The 19,793-nt window shown below is 71.6% G+C and carries 23 protein-coding genes, 1 tRNA gene and 1 riboswitch; of the genes, 6 read left to right on the top strand and 18 right to left on the bottom strand.

The window, feature by feature from the left end; all coding sequences use genetic code 11:
• Positions 1-36: 36 nt before the first annotated feature.
• A riboswitch (glycine riboswitch) is annotated at positions 37-144 on the bottom strand.
• A 50-nt stretch (positions 145-194) separates the two neighbouring features.
• The 9 genes from ACM9LD_RS18855 to ACM9LD_RS18815 form a co-directional block, all read right to left on the bottom strand.
• Positions 195-1,388 (bottom strand): macrolide family glycosyltransferase, encoded by a 1,194-nt coding sequence (locus ACM9LD_RS18855; RefSeq protein ID WP_415678089.1) that lies wholly within the window; start codon positions 1,386-1,388, stop codon positions 195-197.
• Positions 1,389-1,445: 57 nt separating this feature from the next.
• Positions 1,446-2,060: a MerR family transcriptional regulator gene (locus ACM9LD_RS18850; protein WP_415678088.1), complete on the bottom strand. Its 615-nt coding sequence runs from the start codon at positions 2,058-2,060 to the stop codon at positions 1,446-1,448.
• A 238-nt stretch (positions 2,061-2,298) separates the two neighbouring features.
• On the bottom strand, positions 2,299-2,817 hold the full coding sequence (locus ACM9LD_RS18845) for a bifunctional nuclease family protein (RefSeq protein WP_415678087.1): 519 nt from the start codon (positions 2,815-2,817) through the stop codon (positions 2,299-2,301).
• An 85-nt stretch (positions 2,818-2,902) separates the two neighbouring features.
• Complete coding sequence (gene ftsR / locus ACM9LD_RS18840) at positions 2,903-3,637, bottom strand: transcriptional regulator FtsR (protein WP_462933953.1); 735 nt, start codon at positions 3,635-3,637, stop codon at positions 2,903-2,905.
• Between the two features lie 5 nt (positions 3,638-3,642).
• Complete coding sequence (gene odhI / locus ACM9LD_RS18835) at positions 3,643-4,083, bottom strand: oxoglutarate dehydrogenase inhibitor Odhl (protein WP_068525802.1); 441 nt, start codon at positions 4,081-4,083, stop codon at positions 3,643-3,645.
• Positions 4,084-4,219: 136 nt separating this feature from the next.
• Positions 4,220-4,624 carry a glycine cleavage system protein GcvH gene (gcvH, locus tag ACM9LD_RS18830; protein ID WP_224647836.1) on the bottom strand — a complete coding sequence of 135 codons (405 nt, stop codon included), beginning with the start codon at positions 4,622-4,624 and terminating at the stop codon, positions 4,220-4,222.
• A gap of 89 nt (positions 4,625-4,713) precedes the next feature.
• Positions 4,714-5,319 (bottom strand): CDP-alcohol phosphatidyltransferase family protein, encoded by a 606-nt coding sequence (locus tag ACM9LD_RS18825; RefSeq protein WP_415678155.1) that lies wholly within the window; start codon positions 5,317-5,319, stop codon positions 4,714-4,716.
• Positions 5,320-5,347: 28 nt separating this feature from the next.
• Complete coding sequence (gene secA2, locus ACM9LD_RS18820; protein ID WP_415678086.1) at positions 5,348-7,654, bottom strand: accessory Sec system translocase SecA2; 2,307 nt, start codon at positions 7,652-7,654, stop codon at positions 5,348-5,350.
• A 68-nt stretch (positions 7,655-7,722) separates the two neighbouring features.
• On the bottom strand, positions 7,723-9,204 hold the full coding sequence (locus tag ACM9LD_RS18815; protein WP_415678085.1) for a M28 family peptidase: 1,482 nt from the start codon (positions 9,202-9,204) through the stop codon (positions 7,723-7,725).
• A 38-nt stretch (positions 9,205-9,242) separates the two neighbouring features.
• On the opposite strand from ACM9LD_RS18815, the gene ACM9LD_RS18810 reads away from it, so the two are divergent.
• Positions 9,243-9,704, top strand: coding sequence for an OsmC family protein (locus ACM9LD_RS18810; protein WP_415678084.1), 462 nt, complete (start codon positions 9,243-9,245; stop codon positions 9,702-9,704).
• A gap of 7 nt (positions 9,705-9,711) precedes the next feature.
• Here the strand turns inward: ACM9LD_RS18810 and ACM9LD_RS18805 are convergent, their stop codons facing one another.
• Positions 9,712-10,545: an alpha/beta fold hydrolase gene (locus ACM9LD_RS18805; protein ID WP_415678083.1), complete on the bottom strand. Its 834-nt coding sequence runs from the start codon at positions 10,543-10,545 to the stop codon at positions 9,712-9,714.
• Between the two features lie 53 nt (positions 10,546-10,598).
• On the opposite strand from ACM9LD_RS18805, the gene ACM9LD_RS18800 reads away from it, so the two are divergent.
• Positions 10,599-11,168 carry a maleylpyruvate isomerase N-terminal domain-containing protein gene (locus ACM9LD_RS18800; RefSeq protein ID WP_415678082.1) on the top strand — a complete coding sequence of 190 codons (570 nt, stop codon included), beginning with the start codon at positions 10,599-10,601 and terminating at the stop codon, positions 11,166-11,168.
• On the opposite strand, the gene ACM9LD_RS18795 is transcribed toward ACM9LD_RS18800, so the two are convergent.
• Positions 11,158-11,823: a hypothetical protein gene (locus ACM9LD_RS18795; RefSeq protein ID WP_415678081.1), complete on the bottom strand. Its 666-nt coding sequence runs from the start codon at positions 11,821-11,823 to the stop codon at positions 11,158-11,160. The genes ACM9LD_RS18800 and ACM9LD_RS18795 overlap by 11 nt on opposite strands.
• Before the next feature lie 52 nt (positions 11,824-11,875).
• Positions 11,876-12,316 (bottom strand): nitroreductase/quinone reductase family protein, encoded by a 441-nt coding sequence (locus ACM9LD_RS18790; RefSeq protein WP_415678080.1) that lies wholly within the window; start codon positions 12,314-12,316, stop codon positions 11,876-11,878.
• 61 nt (positions 12,317-12,377) lie between these two features.
• On the opposite strand from ACM9LD_RS18790, the gene ACM9LD_RS18785 reads away from it, so the two are divergent.
• The gene (locus tag ACM9LD_RS18785) at positions 12,378-12,992 is read left to right on the top strand and encodes a DJ-1/PfpI family protein (RefSeq protein ID WP_415678079.1); all 615 of its coding nucleotides are present in this window, start codon (positions 12,378-12,380) and stop codon (positions 12,990-12,992) included.
• On the opposite strand, the gene ACM9LD_RS18780 is transcribed toward ACM9LD_RS18785, so the two are convergent.
• The 3 genes from ACM9LD_RS18780 to ACM9LD_RS18770 form a co-directional block, all read right to left on the bottom strand.
• Positions 12,987-13,709 (bottom strand): NAD(P)H-dependent oxidoreductase, encoded by a 723-nt coding sequence (locus tag ACM9LD_RS18780; protein ID WP_415678078.1) that lies wholly within the window; start codon positions 13,707-13,709, stop codon positions 12,987-12,989. The genes ACM9LD_RS18785 and ACM9LD_RS18780 overlap by 6 nt on opposite strands.
• Positions 13,710-13,810: 101 nt before the next feature.
• Positions 13,811-13,887: transfer RNA gene (locus ACM9LD_RS18775), tRNA-Pro, on the bottom strand.
• 85 nt (positions 13,888-13,972) lie between these two features.
• Positions 13,973-14,446, bottom strand: coding sequence for a hypothetical protein (locus tag ACM9LD_RS18770; RefSeq protein WP_415678077.1), 474 nt, complete (start codon positions 14,444-14,446; stop codon positions 13,973-13,975).
• 69 nt (positions 14,447-14,515) lie between these two features.
• Here ACM9LD_RS18770 and ACM9LD_RS18765 point away from each other — a divergent pair, with 69 nt between their 5' ends.
• Positions 14,516-15,577: a PQQ-dependent sugar dehydrogenase gene (locus tag ACM9LD_RS18765; protein WP_415678076.1), complete on the top strand. Its 1,062-nt coding sequence runs from the start codon at positions 14,516-14,518 to the stop codon at positions 15,575-15,577.
• Positions 15,578-15,616: 39 nt separating this feature from the next.
• Entirely contained in the window at positions 15,617-16,075 is a 459-nt protein-coding gene (locus ACM9LD_RS18760) for a hypothetical protein (protein ID WP_415678075.1), read from the top strand.
• Between the two features lie 9 nt (positions 16,076-16,084).
• Here the strand turns inward: ACM9LD_RS18760 and ACM9LD_RS18755 are convergent, their stop codons facing one another.
• The 3 genes from ACM9LD_RS18755 to ACM9LD_RS18745 are packed head-to-tail and all read right to left on the bottom strand — an operon-like array spanning position 16,085 to position 18,788.
• On the bottom strand, positions 16,085-16,819 hold the full coding sequence (locus ACM9LD_RS18755; protein WP_415678074.1) for a tyrosine-protein phosphatase: 735 nt from the start codon (positions 16,817-16,819) through the stop codon (positions 16,085-16,087).
• A gap of 47 nt (positions 16,820-16,866) precedes the next feature.
• Positions 16,867-17,349, bottom strand: coding sequence for a hypothetical protein (locus ACM9LD_RS18750; RefSeq protein ID WP_415678073.1), 483 nt, complete (start codon positions 17,347-17,349; stop codon positions 16,867-16,869).
• A gap of 59 nt (positions 17,350-17,408) precedes the next feature.
• Entirely contained in the window at positions 17,409-18,788 is a 1,380-nt protein-coding gene (locus ACM9LD_RS18745; RefSeq protein ID WP_415678072.1) for a DUF2252 domain-containing protein, read from the bottom strand.
• Between the two features lie 113 nt (positions 18,789-18,901).
• Between ACM9LD_RS18745 and ACM9LD_RS18740 the strand changes: the two genes are divergently transcribed.
• On the top strand, positions 18,902-19,690 hold the full coding sequence (locus ACM9LD_RS18740; RefSeq protein WP_415678071.1) for a siderophore-interacting protein: 789 nt from the start codon (positions 18,902-18,904) through the stop codon (positions 19,688-19,690).
• Positions 19,691-19,793: the final 103 nt, after the last annotated feature.

Here is a 19,793-nt window from a genome sequence, read left to right as displayed (position 1 = left end):
GCCCTCTCCCTCAGTCGCCGGCGGCTCCAGAGGCGCCCAACCCACGTGGTCCTGGTGCCTGAGAGATTGACGGAGAGGTGTTGCTCCTTCGGCGCCCGGGGCCCGTGCTCGACGGTGCCCGCTGGGCTCTCCCACGCGGTGTTGCGACGCAGGAAGATTCTAACGCATTTCAGCAGAACGCCCGTACGGTGAGGTCACGCCGGGAGCCGGGACTCCACGACCTCCACCGCGGCGTCGAGTCCGCCCAGCTCGGACAGCTCCGCCGCGAGCTCCCCCGCCCGGCCCGTGAGCGCGAGCGCCGCGTCGCACGCCGCCCCGAGCGTCGTCCCCGAGAGCTCCTCCGGGATCGGCACGGCGATCCCCGCCGCCGCGAGCATCGTCGCGTTCTCGAACTGGTCGGCGGCCTGCGGCGCGGTCACGACGGGCGTGCCGGTCAGCATCGCCTCGCTCGACCCGCCCATCCCGGCGTGCGTGAGGAAGACGTCGGTCTCCTGCAGCACCGCGACCTGGTCGATCCACGGATACACCTCGACGTTCGGCGGCACGGACCCGTCGGTGGCGGTCACCGTCGACGGATCCGTCCTGCCCCCGACCTGCAGGATCACGCGCCAGTCGGGCCGCTGCGCGGCGAGGTCGCAGGCGGCGCGGTAGGTCGCGGGCTGGTCGGTGAAGGCGGAGCCGAAGGAGACCAGGAGCGTCGTCCTGCGGTCCGTGTCGCCCGACGGTGCCGCCACCTCCGGCAGCCGACGGGCCGGGCCGGTGAAGGTGTACCGACTTCGGTCCACCCGGTCGGCGTTCGGCTGCATGGACGGCGCGATGAGGACGAGGGAGCGTTCCGGGGTCCCCAGGAAGTGGAGCGAGTCCTCATGGACCCCGTGGCGGGCGAGGAGGGCGTCCTGCCGGGCCAGCATCGCGATCCCGCGCGGGTCGGTGCGGAGCAGGGTGTGGAAGTCGGCCATGTCCTGCTCGTAGCCGTCCCAGGCCACGTAGGTCGGCGAGACCTGCAGGGTCGGGATCCCCCACGTCCTGGCCAGGACCACGCTCATCGCCCCGGCGATGTCGTAGAGGATCAGATCGGGGCGGTCGTCCTGATAGAGCGCGAACCACCGGGGCAGCTGGTTCTCGTACTCGTCGGCGAACAGGGAGAGCTGGTCGATGACGTCGCCGCCGTAGGCCTCCGCGTCGTCGGTCCCGGCGGCGTCGCCGATCTTCGGGAGCACGGAATCGTAGGCGCGGAACTCGGCGCCGGTGGGCTCGATCGTCGCGCGCATGGACGGGTCGTTGGCGTAGGTCACCCGGTGGCCGCGGCGCACGAGTTCCCTGATGAGGTCCAGCGACGGGAGCACGTGGCCCGGGGCGGGGATGGAGAACATCGCGATGTGGGCCATGCCGCACACGCTAGGCCCCGGGACGGCGCCGGGGCGAACGACTTTTCTCGAGGCCGACTATCCGGTGGCGCGGGCGCGGTTGCGGCGGCGCGAGGCCAGCTCGTCCTCGGGGGCGGCCTCGGCGGCCACGCCGTCGGCGCGCTCGCCGGGGAAGTCGGCGATGGTGCCGGTCAGCTCGCGCATCGCGCCGGAGACCGCGATGCCGAAGACGCCCTGGCCGTGCTGCAGGAGGTCGACGACCTCCTCGGCGCTGGTGCACTCGTAGACGGTGGTGCCGTCGGAGAAGAGGGTGATGCGCGCCAGGTCCTCGACGCCGCGCTGGCGGAGGTGATCGACGGCGACGCGGATGTTCTGCAGCGAGATGCCGGTGTCGAGCAGGCGCTTGACGATCTTCAGGACGAGCACGTCCTTGAAGGAGTAGAGACGCTGCGTGCCCGAGCCGCCCGCGCTGCGGATGGACGGCACCACGAGCGAGGTGCGGGCCCAGTAGTCGAGCTGCCGGTAGGTGATCCCGGCGATCTGGCAGGCGCTGGGGCCGCGGTAGCCGAGCAGCTCGTCCGGAATGGTGTCGTTCGGGAACAGGCCCGGAGCGATGTCGTCCAGCGAGCCCTGCGTGCCCACGGTGGTATCCGCCTGCGGCGCGTTCTGCCCGGGGCCGTCCTGATCGGTCACTGCCGTCTCCCTCATGAGGTCCGTGCGCACTCCTGAGAGTACGCCTCCCGCGTGGAGGCCGTCGGTGTAATTCCCTCGGTGCCATTCCGCGGTGTTCGGCGTGAACGCTAGGGCCCGGAGAGCGACGAATCAACGCGACACACCGACACCCTCAAGTTGAAGTTGAGGTCGAGATCGAATCGTGACCTCTTCCACGCCCCCTCCGCGGCGCCGGATCCACGAGCGATCGCCGTCGGATTCAGGATTCGCCGGGGGCCTTGAAGTCGTCCGCCGAGATCGAATCGAGGAACTCCTTGAACGCCTCGACCTCCTCGTCGGCCGGCGGCTCCTCGCCGGATTCGTCTGCCTCCGAGGCGGTCTCCTCGTCCGGCAGCAGGAGACCCGCCTCGGCGAGCACCTCCTCCTCCGCGAAGATCGGGACCTCGAGCCGCACCGCCATCGCGATGGAGTCCGACGGTCGGGCCGAGACGGTCTGGTCACCGTCGAGCACGAGGTCCGCGAAGTACGTGCCCTCCTGGAGCCCGGTGATCCGCACCTCGGTGACCGAGCGCCCCAGGGTCTCGAGCAGGTCGACGATGAGGTCGTGCGTGAGCGGGCGGCGCGGCTCGACGCCCTGCAGCTTGATCGCGATCGCGGTGGCCTCGCCCTGGCCGATCCAGATGGGCAGGTACCGGGGGCCCGAGACCTCCCGGAGGAGCAGGACGGGATCGTTCTGCGGCGGGTCCATCCGGATGCCCGCGACGGTCATCTCGATCATGGTTCCAGCTTACCGGCGCGGCAGCGGGATCGAGCGCCGACGCCCGGTTGCCGAGCAGCGAACCGCGCCCGGTCCAGTGGCGGCGTCAGCGCACCGCGTCCTTGACGGCGGCCTTGACCAACTGCGTGTGAAAGGTGACCGACAGGGCGGCCAGCTCGCGCACCAGCTCGGCCGCGCGCTCGGCGGCTCCCGCGTCACCGCCGCGGGCGACGGGGTTGGCGATCTGGGCGATGAGGCCGGCCTCGCGGTCGGCCGAGGTCTTGAAGGCGCGCAGGTGCCGCGCCTCGAGGCCGTACTCGGCGAGGGCCTTGGCGGCCTGCACCAGCGCGACCGCGTCCTCGTCGAAGAAGCCGGCCTTGCCGGAGGTGAGCAGCGCCGAGCGCTCCAGCTCCCGCAGGAAGGCCTCGTCGGCCCCGGAGCGGGCGAGCAGGTCGGCACGGCTGATCCGGGTCTGCCGGCGCGCCGAGAAGTCGGTGGCGGGCGCCGTCTTCGACGACACCGCGGCGAGCGCGCGGGGCGCACGCGGAGCGGGGCCCTCGACGGCCTCGCCCCGATCGTGCGCGTCCAGCTGCTCCTTGATGATCTTCAGCGGCAGGTAGTAGTCGCGCTGCGCGGTGAGCACGTACCTGAGCCGCTCGCAGTCCTTCGGCGAGAACCGCCGGTACCCCGACGGGGACCGGTCGGGCGTGACCAGTCCCTCCGACTCGAGGAATCGGATCTTGGAGATGGTCACGTCCGGGAACTCGTCACGAAGACGTTCGAGGACGGCCCCGATCGACATCGCGCTCGGGGCCGCCGGTTCCTGGCGTGGGGCCGTCACAGGGGTCAGCCGGCCGCCGGGACGAAGAAGACCAGGCGGAACTTGCCGATCTGGACCTCGTCGCCGTGGGCGAGCGGCGACGCGTCGACCGGCTCGCGGTTGACGTACGTGCCGTTGAGGCTGCCCACGTCGACGACGGTGAAGCCGCCCTCGACCGAGCGGAACTCCGCGTGCCGACGCGACACCGTCACGTCGTCGAGGAAGATGTCGCTATCGGGGTGGCGGCCGGCGGAGGTGGTCTCCTGGTCCAGCAGGAAGCGGGAACCCGCATTCGGGCCGCGCTTCACCACGAGCAGGGCGGCGCCGGCCGGGAGGTTGTCGAGGCCCTGGACGGGCGCATCGTTCTCGGGGCCGCCGGAGGCGTCCATCTCGCGGATGATGTCGGCGCGGAACACCGAAGTGGTCTCAACGGGGGCCGATTCGTTGCCCTTGTCGTTCTCGCTCACATCGCTCCTTCGTCAGTGATTACTGCACAGGTCTGTAGTTCACGACACCTGATGGACGTAGGGTCCACGGTACCGTGCCCGGCGCCTCGGAGGCGGCCGGATTCGGCGGCTCTAAAGCCGTTCTAAGGAAAGGCGTTCACGCCTCGGCGGTCAGCGCCTTGTACGCATCGGCGTCCAGCAGCTCGCCCAGGGCGGTCTCCAGGTCCTCGGGAGACGCAGCCTCGATCTCCACGATCCAGCCCTCGCCGTAGGGATCCGAGTTGATCAGGTCCGGGCTGGAGTCGAGTTCGCCGTTGATCGCGACGACGGTGCCGGACAGCGGCGCGTAGATGTCGGAGACGCTCTTGGTGGACTCCACCTCGGCGAACGAATCGCCGGAGGCGACCTCGGCGTCGTCCTCGGGCAGCTGCACGAAGACCACGTCACCCAGCTGATCCTGGGCGAAATCGGTGATCCCGATCCGCACCACGGTCTCGCTCTTCTTCAGCAGCCACTCGTGATCGGGGGTGTACAGCAGTTCTCCGGGGAAGCTGGCACTCAACGTGATGTCCTTTCGCGAGGGCTGAGCGGGGCCGCGCAGCGGGTTACAACTTAGTGGGCGGCACGATGATTGAGCAACACACCCCCCGGTTACCGCACCCGGGGCAGGTCACGCACCACCAGCACCGTCTGCCACCAGTACAGCGCCAGGGTCCACCAGTACATGCCCAGGCCCCAGATGAGGAACGCCCAGCCCAGCGGGTGCATCACCGCCCCGAGCGCGTTGTCGAAGGTGCCCGCCAGGAGCATGGGTAGCGCGTACATGAGGGCGAAGGTCGCCGCCTTGCCGAGGTACAGCGTCGGCAGCGCGGTGATACCGCGGCTGCGCAGGAAGGGAACCGTCCCGGCGAGCACCACCTCGCGGCCGATGAGCAACCCGATCACCCACCACGGCAGGATCTCGCGGACGCCGAAGGCGATCGGGACGGCGATCATGTAGAGCCGATCGGCGGCCGGGTCGAGCAGCTCCCCCAGCCGCGTCTGCTGGTTCAGCAGCCGCGCGAGCTTGCCGTCGAGCCAGTCCGTGAACCCGGACGCCATGAGCACCACCAGCGCCCAGGCGTCGCTGTGCTCCACCAGCAGCAGCCACAGGAACAGCGGCACGCCGAGGAGGCGCAGGACGCTGAGCGCGTTGGGCACGTTCAGCGGGCTCGGGGGCTTCCCCGGGGCCGACGGTGCGCCGCCGGCCTCGGGCACGGACCCCCCGGTCTCGTTCACGCCCCGCTCAGATCATCCCGAACATGTTCGCCATGCCCTTCGTGGCGAACGGGTTGTCGTGGACCATGTACGTCCAGGTCAGCGTGTTGCGTCCGAGGTCGGCGCCGTCGAGATCGATCCCGTCCGCGGTGATCTCGGCCTCCCGCAGCGTCTCCCGGGCGCGGCGCACGGCCTCCTCCGGCAGCTTGCGGAACTCCTCGATCACCAGGCGGTGGAACTCGTCGAGCGGCGACTGGCGGCCCAATGCACGCAGGTGGATCGTGGTCTGCACCTCGGAGACGAACGCGAGGTGCTCCGCCCAGGCCCGGTCGAGGTGGTAGAGGAAGGCCTCGCGGGCGGCCTGCTCGAGGACCTCGTCCTCGACGCCCGCCTCGCGCAGCTCCGCGAGCCGCTCGGGCTCCAGCTCCGCGAAGTCCTCGAGCGGCCGCTCCGTGGTGAGGAGGGTGTGCCGCCGCGCCATCACGAGGTCGCGCTGCTGGTTGACCAGCTGGTTGTAGCGCCACGTGTTCGCATGCGTCTCGAGCATCCCGCCCTCGGCGACGCGCTGCGCCGAATCCAGCATGTCGGCGGCCTTGCCGCGCGGGAACTCCCCCGTCTCGGGGTCGGCGCCGCCCGGCGGTCGCTTGAGCGGCAGGTGCCGCTCCACGATCGGATCCTCGACGGACGCGAAGATCACCGACGTGCCCGGGTCGCCCTGGCGGCCGGCGCGGCCGCGCAGCTGCTGGTCGAGCCGCTCGGTGTCGTGCAGGCCGGTGCCCACGACGGCGAGCCCGCCGAGCTCTGCCACCTCGTCGTGCTCCGGGCTCTCGTCGCCGGCGTCGTGGCCGCCGAGCTTGATGTCGGTACCGCGGCCCGCCATCTGGGTCGACACGGTGACGGCGCCCTTGGTGCCGGCGTCCGCGATGATCCGGGCCTCGTCGGCGTCGTTCTTGGCGTTGAGGACCGTCGCGACCACGCCCGAGATCTTGAGCATGTGCGCGAGTTCCTCGGACTCCGCCACGTCGTGCGTGCCGATGAGCACCGGCTGGCCGGTCTCGTGCACCTCGCGCACGTAGTCGACGATCCCGGCGACCTTGTTGCCCTTGTTGTCGTAGACCCGCATGGGCTGGTCGACGCGGATGTTCGGCGTGTTCGGCGGGATCTGCGAGACGCCCAGGTCGTAGAACTGGCGCAGCTGCTCGCCGGCCGCGATCGCGGTACCGGTCATGCCGCACACCAGGGCGTAGCGCTGCAGCAGCGCCTGCACCGTGATCGTGTCGATCACCTCACCGGAGTCGGTCTGCGAGAGCCCCTCCTTGGCCTCGACGGCCGCCTGCAGGCCGTCGGGCCAGCGCTGCAGCTCGGCGACGCGGCCGCGGGAGGAGTTGATGAGCTTCACCTGGCCGTCGCGCACGATGTAGTGCACGTCGCGCTCGACCAGGGCGTAGGCGTGCAGGGCGATGTTGACCTGCGGCAGCGTCGACGCGACGTGCGCGTCGGAGTACAGGTCGATGCCGCCGAGCTCCTCCTCGACCAGCTTCGCGCCGTCGTCGGTGAGGAAGGCGGACTTGCCGTCCGCGTCGATCTCGTAGTGCTTGCCCTCGCGCAGCCGGGCCACGACCTCCATGATCGCGGCCTGCGGTACGTCGCCCTTGACGGAGCCCGCCAGCACCAGCGGGATGAGCGCCTCGTCGACCAGGACCGAGTCGGCCTCGTCGACGATCGCCACGTCGGGCTTCGGGGACAGCAGGTCCTCGGCGCGGGTGGCGAGTTGGTCGCGGAGCACGTCGAAGCCGATCTCGTTGACCGAGCCGTAGACGACGTCCTTGGCGTAGGCCGCGCGCCGCTCGTCGCGGGTGGACGCCTCGGCGACGTAGCCGACGGTCACGTCGAGCAGGTCGAAGAACGGCTTCATCCACTCCGCGTCGCGCCGGGCGAGGTAGTCGTTCGGCGAGATCACGTGCACGGACCGGCCCGAGAGGGCCATGCCCGCCGCGGCGACGGCACCGGCGAGGGTCTTGCCCTCGCCGGTGGCCATCTCGACCACGTCGCCCTCGAGCAGCCGGTCGGCGCCCTGCAACTGAACGTCGAAGGGGCGCAGCCCGAGCGCGCGATCGGCGCCCTCCCGGGCGATCGCGATGAACTTCGCGCGGTCGTCCGACTTGGCGGCGTAGACGTCCAGCGCCAGCGCGGCGTCGGGGAACTCGTCGTCGGAGAGCCCCTGCGCCCACTCGTCGAATGCGGCGGACTGCTCGATCAGCGCGACGGAACGGGACTGGTTCCGCGTGCTCTGCGCGCCGAGCACCTTCCACATCTTGTTGCTGAACCTGCCCACCGGACCTCCGCACTACATCACGCACTGTGAATCACTCGACCGCTTGCGTGGTCGAGCGTACCGGTGCGTCAGAGCGCCGCGAAGTACGCCGTGGAGAAGCCCACCGAGCCGAGCGCGATGCGGTACATGTCGCGGTTGACGTTCTCGATCGTGTCGCGCGGGCTGTGGTAGTTCGGGTCGAAGATGTCGCCGACGGTGCCGCCCCATTGCCGCTGCTGCTCCTCGGTCTTCTTGCCGTCCGCGCCCGTGTCCATGCCGCCGGAGGCGATGCCGACCTCCTTGAAGGGGCCGTAGTCCGAGCGGCCGTCGAAAGCGGAGGCCTCCACCGGCACGTTGCGCCACGCGAAGTAGTTGCGGAAGACCTGCTCGATCACGCCCGAGCCGGCCGGGCCGGCGCCACCGTCGAGCTTGGACGAGCCGTCCCCGTCGAACGTGAAGTAGCCGCCGTTGGGCGAGCCGAGCATGTCGAAGTTGAGGTAGCGCTTGATCTTCGACGCCTGCTCCTCGCTCAGCTCCTTCACGTAGTGCTCCGAGCCGACGAGGCCCTCCTCCTCCGCGCCCCACAGCGCGAAGCGGACCTTGTTCTTGACGTCCGCGCCCGCGCCGAGCTTGGCGGCGGTCTCCAGGACCGCGGCGGAACCGGTGCCGTTGTCGTTGATGCCGGGGCCCTCGGTGACGCCGTCGAGGTGCGCGCCGACCATCTGGACGTTCGCGTCGTCGCCCTTCGTGGTCTCGGCGAGGATGTTCCAGGTCTTGGCCTTCTCGGTCTTCGCGTCGACGGTGAGCGTGACGTCCTGGCCGTCGGTGATCGGCGCGTCCTGCGCCACGCCCACGACGGCGATGGAGGCGCCCTCGTCGAGGCCCAGCGTGCCGCCCTTCCAGTCACCGGCCTGGTTGTTGGTGATGACCAGCGCCTTGGCGCCCTTCGCAGCGGCGGCCTTGTACTTCTCGCCGAAGGTGCACTTGCCGCGCTGCACCACCGCGATCGACCCGGCGGTGACCTTGGTGAGGTCGGCGTCGGTGCAGCCCTGCGTGCCGGTGACCACGGCCTTGGCGGTGACGGTGCCCTCGGTGGCGCCCGAGAACGAGAGCGCCGCGGCCTTCACCGGCGCGCCCGCGGCCTGCACGTCGACCTTGGACGCGGACCAGACGGCGGTCGAGAACTCCTGGCGCTGCGGGGTGTAGCCGGCATCGCGGAGCACCTTCTCGGCGTACTCGACGCTCTGCTCGTAGCCGGGCGAGCCCAGGGCGCGGTTGCCCCCGTTGCGGTTCGCGATGTCCTGGAACGCCTCCAGGTGCTTGACCGCACCGTCGAGGGTGACCGCGTCCGCCAGCGCGCGGGCCTTCTCCGTGGCGCCGGCGTCGTCGGCCCCGCCCGCGGGAGCGGGACGATCGACACTGCTGGGCGCGGCGTTCGACGACGAGCCGGCGGCCGTGCTCGACGACGCCGCGTCGTCGCCCGACGTGCCGCAGCCCGCCGCGACGAGACTCATGGCCGCCATCGCGCTGACGACCCGGACGGTGGTGGACTTCTTTCGCCTGTGCAACATGCTCCCCATTAGATACACAACAGGGGGACGATTGCGGGGTGAACGCGCACACTTACTCCGTCGAAATCGAATGGTCCTCGCCCGAGGGCACGGCCGACTACCGCTCCTACCCGCGGGAACACCGGCTCAGCTCCGCGGCGGCGGCATCGATCGCCGCCTCGGCGGACCCGCACTTCCGCGGCGACCCCGCGCTCTGGAACCCTGAGCAACTGCTCGTGGCGGCGGCCGCGAACTGCCACATGCTCTCGTACCTCGCGCTGTGCGCGGTGCGCGGCGTCGTGGTGGTGGACTACGTGGACGCGGCCGTCGGCACGATGGTCGAGACCCCCGGCGCCGGTGGGCGATTCACCTCCATCGACCTCCGGCCGCGGGTGGTCCTCGCCCCGGGCGCCGACGCCGAGCTGGCGCGGGCGCTGCACCACGACGCCGGCGAGCAGTGCTACATCGCGGCGTCCCTGAACTGCCCGGTGACCCACTCGCCGGAGATCATCCCCGGGTAACGCCGAGTCAGGTCGCGTCGAGGTGCTCGAGCAGCAGGCCCGTGATCGCTTCCGGCGCCTGCTCGGGCGCCCAGTGCGAGACGTCCTCGAGCATCTCGAACCGGTACGGCCCGCTGCAGTGCGCGGCGGTCCCGAGGGCGGCCACGTCGCCGAAGGCCACGTCCTCGGTCGGCCATACGTACAGGACCGGGATGTCGACGGTGCCGAGGGCGGCCGGCGGGCGGCCGCTGCGGTACCAGTTCAGGGCGGCGGTGAGGGCGCCCGGCTCCTGCAGGCGCTGGACGTAGTCGTCGACGGCGTCCCGTGGCACGTCGCGCCCGAAGATCTGCCGCAGCGCTCGGGCGTCGTCGACGAGCATGGCGTTCTCCGTGGCCGGCGTGGCACGCCACTCCGTCATGTAGCGGGAGCGGTTCGCCTGGTCCTCGTCCGTCGTCAGCGCGACGGCGAGGGCCGCCGGGTGGGGCGTGGAGACGACGGCGAGCGACCGCAGCCGGTCGGGATGGTCGGTGGCGGTCCACCACGCGACGGCGCCGCCCCAGTCGTGCCCGACGAGGTCGAACCGCTCCCAACCGAGGGCGTCGGCGATCGCCACCACATCGCCGATCAGCTCGGAGATCCCGTACTCGGCGGGCCGTTCGGGCCGCACTCCCGGCGAGTAGCCGCGCTGATCGACGGCGACGGCACGGAATCCGCGCTCCCCCAACACCGCGACCTGGTACCGCCAGGCGATCGCGGCCTCGGGGAAGCCGTGCAGGAACAGCACCGGCCGCCCGTCCTCGGGGCCGGCGGCGATCGCGTCGAAGGAGCCCGCGGCGGTGGGAATGCTCAGGTGTTCGGTCACGGATGTTCACGGTAGGCCACGCGCCTGTCGGTGGCCCGTGCCAGAGTGGCGCCATGACTGAACTCAGCACGCTCTCCCCCGCCGAACGGCACCGCGCCGCGGCGGCCACCTTCGCCGGTGTCGCCGGCGCGATCACCGACTGGGACGCGCAGACGCCCGTCCCGGAGTGGAAGGCCCGCGAGGTGGTCGGCCACCTCGTGGAGTGGCTGCCCGGGTTCCTCGCCATGAACGGTGTGGAGCTGCCCGGCGCCCCGTCGGACGCGGCAGAGCCGGTGGCCGCCTTCGGCCAGCTGACCGAGGCGGTACAGGCCCTGCTCGACGCGCCGGACGCGTCGCGGGTGCTCACCACGCAGATGTTCGGGGAGAAGCCGCTGGACGCGCTGGTCGACCAGTTCTACACCGCCGACGTCTTCATGCACACCTGGGATCTGGGTCGCTCGAACGGCATCACGCCGGATCTCGATCCGGCGTTCGCGAAGGCACTGCACAGCGGGCTCGAGTCGATGGGGCCGATGCTGCAGGAGTCGGGCCAGTTCGGCGCCCCGATCCCGGTTCCGGCAGGGACCGACGAGGTGACCTCGCTGATGGCCTTCATCGGGCGGGACCCTCAGTTCACTTCGTGATCTGCAGCCCCGTCAGGATCGCCTGCGCGTCGCGCCGGTAGAGCGGATCGTCGGGCATCTTGGACTGGACGGTGACGGTGACGGACCACAGGGTCACGCCGTCGGGGATGGAGACCGCGAGGGTGGTCGACTGATGGTTCGGCGTGCTGCCGGGCATCGTGTACGTGACGGTCGTGCTCGGGTAACCGCAGAGGGTGCCCGGCACGGGCTGCAGGCCCGTGACCTTGAGGCCCTGGCGCAGCGAGTCCACCTGGGAGTCGAGCGCCTGCTGGGCGGTCATGCCCTTGGCGTTCTCCAGCGTGATCACCGCGTTCGCGGCGAAGGCGTCGCTGACCAGTTCCTTGTTGACGATGGCGCCGCGGATCACGTCGGAGTCCTGGGAGGTCTCCCGCTCCCATCCGGTCGGCTGCGGCAAGCCGAGCGTGGGCTCCCCCGCCGCCTTCGTCGGCAGCGTCAGCACGCGGCCGGACACCGGCGCGCACTCGCCGGGCCTGGCCGCGGTCGAGGCGGCCGACGTCGCCACCGCCGTCGAGGAGGGGGTGCCCGCTGCGACCGGCTCGCCGCCCGTCGACTGGGAGCACCCGGTGACGCCGAGGACCACGACCGCGGGCGCCGCGAACGCAGTGGCGAACTTCTTCACACGCTGATTCGTCATGTCCGGAACGGTAGCCCGGGCCCCGGATCGATACGGGTGATTCGGCGATGCGTCAGCGCGGGGTCAGCACCACCACGGGGATGTCGCGGTCGGTGCGCTTCTGGTAGCCCTCGTAGCCGCTGTAGGCCTTGGTGATCTGGGGCCAGAGCTGCGCCTTCTCGGCCGGGTCGGCGGCCTTGGCGGTCCACGGGCTCGTGACCTCGTCGACGGTGATCTCCACGTCGGGATTCGCCGCCAGGTTCTTGAACCAGTCCGGGTTGTCCGAGTGCCCGCCCTTGGAGGCGACCACCACGACGCGGTCGGGCCCGTAGATCGGCGCCGTGAGCATCGTCGAGCGACGCTGCCCGGACTTCCGGCCGATGGTGTGCAGTTCCAGGGTCTGCATGCCGAGCACGCGCTTGGGGAAGCGGCCGCCGGTGATCGCGAGCAGGGCGCGATGCCCGTTCTCGAGACCCCACGCGCCGAGCTCGGTGACCTTGTCGGAAAGACTCATGCGCCCATCATGCATGCGGCGGCTCCGGGCCGCCCGCCCGCGGCTCCCGTACGGTCGGGTCATGGCCGCCCCGCGCTCCGTCCAGATCGTCCTGTTCGACGGCTTCGAGCTGCTCGACGTCTTCGGCCCCGTCGAGCTGTTCGGCCTGCTGCCGGAGCACTTCTCGGTCACCTTCCTCGCTCCCGGCGAGTCGCCCGTGCGCAGTTCGCAGGGCGTCACGGTCAACTCCGACCACACCTACGCCGCGGCGCCCGCGCCGGACATCATCCTGGTCCCGGGCGGCCTCGCCACCCGCGAGGTCATCACCGACGATGCCTTCCTCGCCTGGCTGCGCGGCCACGGCACCGCCGCCCGGCTGGTGACGTCCGTATGCACCGGCTCCGCGCTGCTCGCGGCGGCGGGCCTGCTCGAGGGCTACCGCGCGACGTCGAACAAGTACGCGTTCCGCTGGGTCGAGACCTTCGGCAGCACCGTCGAGTGGGTTCCGCACGCCCGGTGGGTGGAGGACCGCGACCGCTGGACCTCGTCGGGCGTGGCCGCGGGGATGGACATGACGGTCGCCCTCATCCGGGCGCTCTGCGGCGACGAGGTCGCCGGCGTCGCCGTGGCCATGGCCGAGCTCGACCACCGGACGGACTCCACGCAGGACCCGTTCGCGGCGCTGCACGGCCTATGACCGGTGCCGGTGCGCCGGCCCTCCCGCCAGCCCTGCCGCGACGTGCGGATGCAGGGCGATCGAATGGTCGTAGTACTCGTCCGTCATGGGCAGGTACGGGATCGGCTCCTCGGTCCCGACGGTGCCGAGCCGCTCGGCGAGACCGTCCGCGAGGCGACGCACACCGTCGGCATCGATCCCGTGGACGTCCGTGATCAGATGCGGTGCAAGCGCTTCCATGCCGGTGTACCAGAAGGTGCCGTGCAGCAGCGGCCAGAACAGGTCCTCGACGTCTCCGCTGATCCCGCGCGGCGAGATCGAATTCGCCCGGTCACCGGCGGTGACGACGGCCAGCGCCCTCCGGCCGGCGAGGCCACCGTCGCCGTACTTGCGGTTGCGGCCGGTGGCCGGATCCGGCACGTCGTAGGCGAAGCCCCGCTCGAAGACCCGGTCGATCCAACCCTTGAGCATCGCCGGCGGGCCGTACCACCACAGCGGGAACTGCAGTACCACGAGATCGGCGGCGAGGAGACGGCGCTGCTCGGCGCGCACGTCCGCGCCGCCCTCGTCGACCAGGACCGGGTCGAAGCCCTCGGCGTACAGGTCGGCGACGTCGACCGACCAGCCGTCCGCCCGGAGCCGCCCCACCCCCGCGCCGCGCAGCGTCGCCGTCAGCGATTCCGCCCGCGGATGCGCCGAGACCCAGAGTGCGTGCCCGTTCTCTCGTTCGTCGCTCATGTCAGGGCCAACCCCGCGCAGCGATCGGGGATTCCATCGACGCGGAGCGGCTCGCCCCGGAAACCAGGAAAGTCCCGAGACACTGTGTGTCTCGGGACTTCTGGTCGGGCTGACAGGATTTGAACCTGCGACCACCTGACCCCCAGTCAGGTGCGCTACCAAGCTGCGCCACAGCCCGTGGCCGCTCTCGCGGTGCTGTAGGAGATTACCCCATGCGTCGCGCGGACGAGAAATCGCCTGCACTCGGTGGTCGGTGCCGGTGCTCAGTGCCGCGCGTTGGCGAACGGCAGGCACCCGTGCTGCGCCTCGAAGCCGGCGAGCATGGCGCTCTCGGTGGGTGCGGCGGCGTCGTCCGCGGTCTCGCACCACGCGACGAGCAGGTCGCCGTGGTCTGCGAGCTGCCAGATCCGGCGGCCGCCGGAATGCCCGACCCGCTCGCCCGCCCCGTAGCGGCGGTACTCGTCGAGTCGTTTGCGCAGACCGCGGCGCCCGCGACGGCCGGCACCCGCCTTGCCGATGTAGACGACCCGCTCCCCCGCCACCCAGCGCCGCTCGAGCTCGGCGACGGGCACCGTCGGATCCTTCCCCTTCCAGTGACCGGCGGGCGACACGTCCAGGAAGGCGGGCGGCGCGTCGGACGGCCGCACCACCACGTAGACGCCCGGGCCACGCGGCACGTCGGCCGAGGGCAGCTCAGCGAAGGGGACCCAGCCCACGAATCCGGTCAGCGCGTCCACCCGCCCAGTGAAGCACTGAACGCAGTCGCAACGCCGGTGAAACCGGACGTTCCGCCCTACTGTGGACCCATGCGCACCCCGATCCGGCACCGCGGCGTTGCGATCGCGCTGCTCGCGACGCTCCCCCTCGCAGCGTGCGGCGGCGCACCGTCGGAGACCGCGGCACCGAGCCCGAGTGCCGGGCCCGCGGTCGACGACACGATCGCCACAGGCCTCGACGCGCCCTGGTCGATCGCCTTCGCCGACGGTGCTCCCCTGGTCAGCGAGCGGGACCGCGGGCGGATCGTGGAGATCGTCGACGGGAAGCCGCGCGAGGTCGGCCGGATCGACGGGGTCGCGGCGCGCGGCGAGGGCGGCCTGCTGGGGATCGCCGTCCGCGACGGCGACCTGTTCGCGTACCTCACCACCGCGGACGACAACCGGATCGTCCGGATGCCGCTGCAGGGCGCGCCGGGATCGCGCACGCTGGGGCCCGCGCGGACGATCCTCACCGGCCTGCCCGCGGCGTCGATCCACAACGGCGGGCGCATCGCCTTCGGGCCCGACGGGATGCTGTACGCCACCGTCGGCGACGCGGGACGGCCCGACGACGCACAGGACCCGCGCGCGCTCGGCGGCAAGATCCTCCGGATGACGCCCGACGGGGGCCGTCCCGCCGACAATCCGTTCCCCGACTCGCTCGTCTACAGCCTCGGCCACCGCAACGCGCAGGGCCTGGCCTGGGCGTCCGACGGCGCCCTGTACGCCAGCGAGTTCGGCCAGAACACCTGGGACGAGCTCAATCTCATCCGCCCGGGCGCGAACTACGGCTGGCCGGAGGTCGAGGGCATCGGGCGCCGCGAAGGCTTCGTGGATCCGCTGCAGCAGTGGTCGACGTCGTCCGCGAGCCCGAGCGGGATCGCGGTCGTCGGCTCCGATCTGCTCATCGCGAACCTCCGCGGCGAGCGGCTGCGGACGGTCCCGCTCGCCGCGACCGCCACGGCGACGGAGCAGTACCGCGAGAGCCTCGGTCGCCTGCGCGACGTCGTGCGCGCGCCGGATGGCTCCGCGTGGATCCTCACCAACAACACCGACGGGCGCGGCGACCCGCGCCCCGGCGACGACCGGATCGTGCGCGTGCCCGGCCGTTAGCCCTGGTAGCCGCGGTGCACGCGCGCTACAGTGGCGTGCATGAAGCGTGCTCTCCTGGTGTCGGCGATGGTCGTCGGCGCGTTCGTGGTCGCCGTGCCCGCGGCCGCGGAACCGGCGGTGGACGCCGACCGCTACCGCACGGACGGCGGCGGGTACGCGTTCCTGTACCGCTACGACGGCGGCAAGCGGGTCTGCACCGTGGCGTCGGACCCGACCACGGTGCGGTGCGGGATCTCCGCGCCGGCGGGCACCCGGATCACGGTGAAGAATCGGGCGGTCCGGCCCGAGGCCGTCGAGATCACGGAGCGCGGCTGGCGCTACCTCGACACACTAACGGTGCAGGAGCGCCCCCGGGAGCTGCCCGCGGGCGCCCGGCTTTCGGTGCACGGCGCGTCCTGCACCGCGCTGAGCGACGGCGGGCTGCAGTGCTCCGTCGACTCCGCGGGCTTCACCCAGGACGACGGGCGGTTCTCGACCCGCGGCCGCAAGCTCGGCTAGGAGCCCGCGCTACGCGACGAGCTTCGCGCGCAGCCGGGCGACGACGGCGTCATCGATTCCGAGGCCCTCGCGCACGTACCCGTCGAAGCCGCCGTACCGGGCGTCGGCCTCGTCGAAGGCCGCGGTCAGCGCCTCGGGGAAGACACCCGCCAGCACCCGCGCGGCCTCGCCGACCGCCTCGCCGCGTTCGGCGGCCGCCCCGGCCGCGATCTTGTCGATGACGGCCGCGGAGTACTCGTTCGTCAGCAGGTAATCGGCCATCACGTCGTCGGGCGAGACGCCGAGGATCCGCTGCACGAGCGCCGCGGCCCAGCCCGTGCGGTCCTTGCCCGCGGTGCAGTGGAAGACCTGCGGCCGCTCCTCGTCGGCGACCGCACGCACGAGCGCCGCGAACTGCGCGCGGGCGTTCTCCTCGGTGACGAACATGCGGTAGACGTCGGAGAGCAGTTCGCGGGCGCCCGCGGCGTCCTTGAGCGACGTGGGATCCAGCGCGCCGAGCTCGACGTCGTCACCGATCACGTTGAGCCGCACGTACCGCGCACCGTCGGGCACGACGTCGGGCTTCGGCGTCACCTCCACGGTCATGCGGAGGTCGAAGACGTCCGCCAGGCCGGCCTCCGCGAGGCGGGCGGGATCGATCGCGTCGGCGTCGAGCGCGCTGGAGCGGAAGAGCAGGCCCCGGCGCATCCGGCCCCCGTCGGCGGGGTAGCCGTCCACGCCCGCGGCATCGCGGAAATTGTGCACGCACGAAGCCTAATCGACCGGGCTCGCTCCCCCGACGGGGACGCCGCTCAGGCCAGGCGCTCGAGGCCCCGGTGCGCGTCCGCGGCGGGCCACCAGGCCCGGGAGCCGGGCGTCGCGAGGCCGTGCGGCAGCGCGAGAGCCAGGGCGATCGGCGCGTCCACGGGGACGTCCGCGGGAACCTCGACCCGGGCGGCGAGCCTCCTACCGTCGGCGCCGCGCACCAGGAGCTGCCGCATGCGGGCCCCGGCGAGCCGGGCGCCCGGCCAGGCGACATCGGCCAGGCTCGCGTGCGGCGGCAACTCCCCGGCGACGTCGCACAGGACCACGGGGCCCGAGCGCACGAGCCGGCTGATGCGGCTCACCACCACGGGGTAGGCCGACGGTCCGCCGTCTGCCAGCGCGGCCGCCGGGACGCCGGCGATGAGGACGTCGTCGCCGTCCATCGCGGTGCCGTCGGGCCAGATCGTGGGATCGAAGGACCGGGCGATGCCGGCGCGGGCGAGTGAGGGCAGTACCTCCATCAGAGTCACGCCTACCGGTCTACGCGGGCCGGGGCGCGGGCGGAAGGTCCGGCGCCGTCAAGGTCGCGCTAAGACTGTCCGACGCCCGTATCGGCGCAGGGCAGGACCCCCGCCTTGACGGCGGCCTGCACTGCGGCGTAATCCTTTTCGTTCTGGTCGGCGTAGGCGGTGGCGAACGTCGCGACCGCCTCCTCGAACTCCGTCGACTTGCCCAGATAGGCCGAGGCGGTGGCCGCGCCCGGCGACTGCGCGTGGGCACGGGCGAGGACCGCGGCGCACGCCTGGCCGTACCGCTCGAACTGGTCGTGCGTCAGCAGCTCGGGGACGACGGAGCCCTTCATGTCCCGGAACTGGCGCCAGTAGAAGTCCTTGCCGCGCACCGTCGGGGTGTAGCCGAGGAAGGAGTCGGACTGCGCCTGCAGGATCTGCTGCCCGGCGACGACGCGCCAGGCCTGCGCGCCCGTCTTCGGCGCGCGGGGCGGCATCGTCGACGGGCCGAGCCTGCCGTAGGTCTGCAGGACGGACTGCGCGGCTTCCTTGACCTGGAGGAACAGGGTCTCGGTGCCGCCGCCCGGGACGTCGCGACCGAGCAGCACGATGAAGCAGCGGGTGCCGACGCTGCCGACACCGACGACGCGCAGTGCCCAGTCGAGCACGCGGAACTGCCCGAGGAGCTGCGCGGCGTCGGCGCGGATGGTGTCCAGGTACTGCGCGTAGAGACCCTCGAAGCCCTCCACGAGCTTCGCCGGGGCAGGCACCAGCGTGGGCGGGTCGGCGACGATGTGCGGCTCGCCGTCCTCGCTGGTCGCGGTGATCTTCTCGACCATGCGCGCCGAGGTCCGCTTGCGCGCCTTCTTCGCGGTCTGCTCGATGAGATCCTTGAGCGACTGGTCGTCGGCGGCCTGCGCGGTGAGCCGGTCGACGTCGACGGACTGGTAGTAGCGGTCGACGGCGCCCTGCTCCATGAGGCCCGCGAGCGTGGTCCGGTACGCCCCCGCCGCTTTGACGACCGCGCTGCTCGCCTGATCCTCGGTGTAGCCGTTCTCGCGGGCGGAGATCTTCACGCTCGCCGCGAGGCGCTTGACGTCCCACTCCCAGGGCGCGTTGCCCGCCTCGTCGAAGTCGTTGACGTCGAACAGCTGTCGGCGTTCCGGCGAGGCGAACAGGCCGAAGTTCGAGATGTGCGCGTCGCCGCAGCTCATGACGGTGACACCGGTGTTCGCCTCCCCCGCGAGATCGTGCGCCATGAGCGCCGCCCCGCCGCGGTAGAAGGAGAACGGCGAGTGCAGCATCCGGGCGATCCGCTCCGGCACCAGTTCCTGGATCCGAGTGCTGTTCTGCTCGCGGATGATGTCGACGGGGTCGCGGCCGTCCGGAGTGAATCCCGCCTGGGCGGAGCGGGAGACGCGCTTGCGAAGGTCCTTGCCGTTCGGGGCATCTGCACTCATGGTGGGAGATGCTAGTCCCGGCCGCGCGGGTATCGGAGCGTTCTGAATAGCAAAGCCACTCCGGATTCAAGACGATTAGGCGACCCTAACTTTTGAGGCGTACGGTGGAGGTCGTGACTGAAACGCGTACTGAAAGCTCCCCCACCCCCGCTCGCCGCGCGCGGCCGACCTACGCGGCCACGGTCGTGCTCACCGAGGCGATCGGCGCTCACCTCGTCCGCGTGATAGCCGAGGGCGAGAGCCTCGCCTCCTTCGGCGACCCCGAACTCCCCGGCCTGCCCAGCACGGACGCCTACGTCAAGCTCGCCTTCGGCGACGCGACCCGCACCTACACCGTGCGGTCCTTCGACCGCGCCGAGCGCCGGATCGCGATCGACTTCGTCGTCCACGGCGACGAGGGACTGGCCGGCCCGTGGGCGCGGCGGGCGCAGCCGGGCGACACGATCACCATCATGGGACCGGGCGGCGCCTACTCCCCCGACCCCGGGGCCTCGTGGCACTTCCTGGCCGGCGATCTCTCGGCGGTGCCCGCGATCGCCGCTGCCCTGGAGGCCCTCCCGGCCGACGCGCGGGGCGCCGCGATCATCGAGGTCGAGAGCGATTCCGACCGGATCGCGCTGACGGCACCGTCGGGCGTGGATGTCCGCTGGGCCGTCAACCCCGACGTGACCGACGTCGACTTCCTGGCGCGGCAGGTGGCGGTCGCGGACTGGCCCGCGGACCGCGGCACGGCGCACGCCTTCGTCCACGGCGAGCGCGAGTCGATCAAGGCGATCCGCAAGGTGCTGCGCGAGCTCCAGGTGCCGCGCGAGCGACTCTCCATCTCCGGCTACTGGGCGCGTGGCCGCGCCGAGGACGCCTTCCAGGCGGAGAAGCGCACGCCCGTCGGGCAGATCGACTAGCTCACTCCGGGCGCCGACGAGCGCGCAGTGGCGGCCGTCACAGGTCGACGCGCGACGTGAGTGTGGGCACAAAGGGCCCCGTCGGAGCATGGATTTCAGACAG

It is taken from the genome of Tsukamurella hominis (genome assembly GCF_965137015.1).
Taxonomy (GTDB): Bacteria; Actinomycetota; Actinomycetes; order Mycobacteriales; family Mycobacteriaceae; genus Tsukamurella; species Tsukamurella hominis.
The sequence above is the reverse complement of the archived record's forward strand: the minus strand, read 5'-3'. Positions and strand labels throughout refer to the sequence as shown.

Coding starts and splice junctions, on each gene's coding strand:
- ACM9LD_RS18855 (WP_415678089.1), bottom strand. CDS start 1,388: ATGGCCCACATCGCGATGTTCTCCATCCCCGCCCCGGGCCACGTGCTC.
- ACM9LD_RS18845 (WP_415678087.1), bottom strand. CDS start 2,817: ATGATCGAGATGACCGTCGCGGGCATCCGGATGGACCCGCCGCAGAAC.
- ACM9LD_RS18815 (WP_415678085.1), bottom strand. CDS start 9,204: ATGTTGCACAGGCGAAAGAAGTCCACCACCGTCCGGGTCGTCAGCGCG.
- ACM9LD_RS18800 (WP_415678082.1), top strand. CDS start 10,599: ATGACTGAACTCAGCACGCTCTCCCCCGCCGAACGGCACCGCGCCGCG.
- ACM9LD_RS18795 (WP_415678081.1), bottom strand. CDS start 11,823: ATGACGAATCAGCGTGTGAAGAAGTTCGCCACTGCGTTCGCGGCGCCC.
- ACM9LD_RS18790 (WP_415678080.1), bottom strand. CDS start 12,316: ATGAGTCTTTCCGACAAGGTCACCGAGCTCGGCGCGTGGGGTCTCGAG.
- ACM9LD_RS18785 (WP_415678079.1), top strand. CDS start 12,378: ATGGCCGCCCCGCGCTCCGTCCAGATCGTCCTGTTCGACGGCTTCGAG.
- ACM9LD_RS18780 (WP_415678078.1), bottom strand. CDS start 13,709: ATGAGCGACGAACGAGAGAACGGGCACGCACTCTGGGTCTCGGCGCAT.
- ACM9LD_RS18765 (WP_415678076.1), top strand. CDS start 14,516: ATGCGCACCCCGATCCGGCACCGCGGCGTTGCGATCGCGCTGCTCGCG.
- ACM9LD_RS18760 (WP_415678075.1), top strand. CDS start 15,617: ATGAAGCGTGCTCTCCTGGTGTCGGCGATGGTCGTCGGCGCGTTCGTG.
- ACM9LD_RS18745 (WP_415678072.1), bottom strand. CDS start 18,788: ATGAGTGCAGATGCCCCGAACGGCAAGGACCTTCGCAAGCGCGTCTCC.